Origin of the sequence: Xanthomonas sp. SHU 199, from assembly GCF_000364665.1 — a bacterium.
Lineage (GTDB): Bacteria > Pseudomonadota > Gammaproteobacteria > Xanthomonadales > Xanthomonadaceae > Xanthomonas_A > Xanthomonas_A sontii.
The window spans coordinates 1-2,486 of sequence record NZ_AQOI01000701.1 but is presented as its reverse complement, the minus strand read 5'-3'; the positions used below and the strand labels follow the sequence as shown (position 1 = coordinate 2,486).

The following is a 2,486-nucleotide window of genomic DNA, read 5'->3' as shown; positions in this document are numbered from 1 at the left end:
CCCCAGCCTGTATCCGGCGCTGGCCGCCGCGCCGGAGCAACGGCGCGCGCAGATGCGCGCGGCGGCCGCGCGGGTGCAGGCATTGGGCGAACGCAGCGGCCGCCCGGTGTGGGTGGCCGAGCTGGGCCTGCGCTCGGCGCACGGCAGCCTGGCGGCGCCCTGGGAAAGCCCGGAGCAACGCACGGCCGAGGTCGACACCGCGTTGCAGGCGCAGGTGCTGCGCGAGTGGCGCGAGGTACTCGACGCGCAGCCGCGCATCGCCGGCATCGCGCTGTGGTGCTGGTACACCGATCCGGACGCCGGCGGTGCGCGCGACAGCGATTTCACCGTGCAGCACAAGCCGGCGCAGGCGGTGCTGAAGCGGTGAGTTGCGCGCGTGTATCGCGACGCCTGCGATTGGCCACCACGGGGCCGCAACGCACTGAGCGCATAATCGGCGGATGATCATCGACTCGCTGCTGGACACCGACCTCTACAAGTTCACCATGATGCAGGCGGTGCTGCATCAGCATCCCGGCGCGCAGGTGGAGTACCGCTTCAAGTGCCGCACCCCCGACATCGACCTGGCGCAGTACCTGCCGCAGATCTCGGCGGAGATCGACGCGCTGTGCGCGCTGCGCTTCCGCGAGGACGAGCTGGACTACCTGCGCACGATGCGCTTCATCAAGCCGGACTTCGTCGATTTCCTGGCGCTGTTCCACCTGGACCGCAAGTACCTGCAACTGCAGGCCTCGGCCAGCGTGCCCGGGGAGATCGAGCTGCATATCCGTGGGCCGTGGCTGCATACCATCCTGTTCGAGGTGCCGCTGCTGGCGATCGTCAATGAGGTGTGGTTCCGCAACGCCGGCGGCGCCGACCATGCCGAAGGCCTGCGCCGCCTGCAGGCCAAGATCGCGCTGCTGCGCGACACCCCGGGCTACGACAACTGCGCCATCGCCGACTACGGCACCCGCCGCCGCTATTCGCGCGCCTGGCATGGCGAACTGCTGCCGGTGCTGCAGCAGACCCTCGGCAAGCAGTTCGTCGGCACCAGCAACGTGTACTTCGCCCGCCGCTACGGACTGACCCCGCTGGGCACGATGGCGCACGAATACCTGCAGGCGTTCCAGGCGCTGGGGCCGCGGCTGCGCGATTCGCAGGCGGCGGCGCTGGAATCGTGGGCGCGCGAGTACCGTGGCGATCTCGGCATCGCGCTGTCGGACGTGGTCGGCCTGGATGCGTTCCTGCGCGATTTCGACCTGTACTTCTGCAAGCTCTTCGACGGCATGCGCCACGATTCCGGCGATCCGTTCGAATGGGGCGAGCGGGTGCTGGCGCATCTGCAGCGGCATCGGGTGGATCCGCGCAGCAAGATCCTGGTGTTCAGCGATGGCCTGGACATCGACAAGGTGATGCGGCTGTACGCGCATTTCCGCGATCGCTGCATGCTGGCGTTCGGCGTCGGCACGCACCTGACCAACGATCTGGGCCTGGTGCCGCTGCAGATCGTGATCAAGATGGTCCGCTGCAACGGCCAGCCGGTGGCCAAGCTCAGCGACTCGCCCGGCAAGACCCTGTGCGACGATCCGGCCTATCTGGCCTACCTGCGGCAGGTGTTCCAGGTGCCGGCCGAGGAGCGGCACTGAGCCTGGGCGGCCCTGCCGGTGCCGACCCAGCGCCGGTCCCGGAGCGGGCGGGCAGGGGTCGCAGTTCGGCGCATCAGGGCTTTGCGGTGAAGAAAGAGTGAGATACACTGCGCCACAAAGTGAGAACTGTGTCGCATTAGTGACGGCCGGCGATGGTCGGCCCGGGGCGCCACACCCGCTACGCCGTTGTCGTTCCGTCCCTGCCCAGAGACTTCCTCGATGAGCGCTCACGCGTTGCAGACCCATTACCGCACCCACGCCTGTTCGCGGCAGTGGCGCGGCTTTCTGCGCGCGCTCGCCGAGGAGTTCGCCGCGGAGCTGGGCGCCGAGGACCTGGCCCTGCTGATGGCGCGCATCGGCCGCCGCTTCGCCGCCGAACACCAGGTCGGCGCCTGCACCACCCTGCAGGAGCTGGAGGACGCGGTGAACCGCGTCTGGGACCGGCTGGAGTGGGGCTATGCGCGCTTCGAGGAGCACGCCGACCGCGTCGAGCTGCTGCACGCCGGCTCGCCGCTGCACATCGGCCTGGCCGGGCAGGCCGGCGGTGCCGACGGCTTCCTGGAAGGGGTGTATCAGGCATGGTTCATGCAGGTGGGGATGTCGGCCGGCCTGGGCGTGCGTGCGTTGTCGTCCGGACACGAAGACCTGCGCCGCTTCGTGCTGGCCAGGGCCGGCTGAGCGCGGCGGTAGCGACCGACTATTTTCAGATCGTCATGAGGGGCGTCATGTCCAAGAAGTCCAAGCAAACGGGTGCCGAAACCGGCGACGACGTCTCCAGCCTGTTCGCCAAGCTCGGCAGCAGTGGCGCCACCGCCTACCAGGATTTTTCCGCCGACCGGCTCAGCGCCGCGGAGCCGGCCG

The 2,486-nt window shown here is 69.0% G+C and carries 3 protein-coding genes; all 3 read left to right on the top strand.

Annotation, left to right across the window (positions count from 1 at the left end):
* On the top strand, positions 1-367 hold a 367-nt coding region (locus D183_RS0119930), incomplete at its 5' end, for a glycoside hydrolase family 113 (protein WP_017910552.1).
* Between the two features lie 73 nt (positions 368-440).
* Positions 441-1,625, top strand: a complete 1,185-nt coding sequence (gene pncB / locus D183_RS0119925) for a nicotinate phosphoribosyltransferase (RefSeq protein ID WP_017910551.1) — start codon at positions 441-443, stop codon at positions 1,623-1,625.
* A 219-nt stretch (positions 1,626-1,844) separates the two neighbouring features.
* On the top strand, positions 1,845-2,303 hold the full coding sequence (gene bcsD, locus D183_RS0119920) for a cellulose biosynthesis protein BcsD (protein ID WP_026143666.1): 459 nt from the start codon (positions 1,845-1,847) through the stop codon (positions 2,301-2,303).
* The last annotated feature ends 183 nt before the right edge of the window (positions 2,304-2,486 follow it).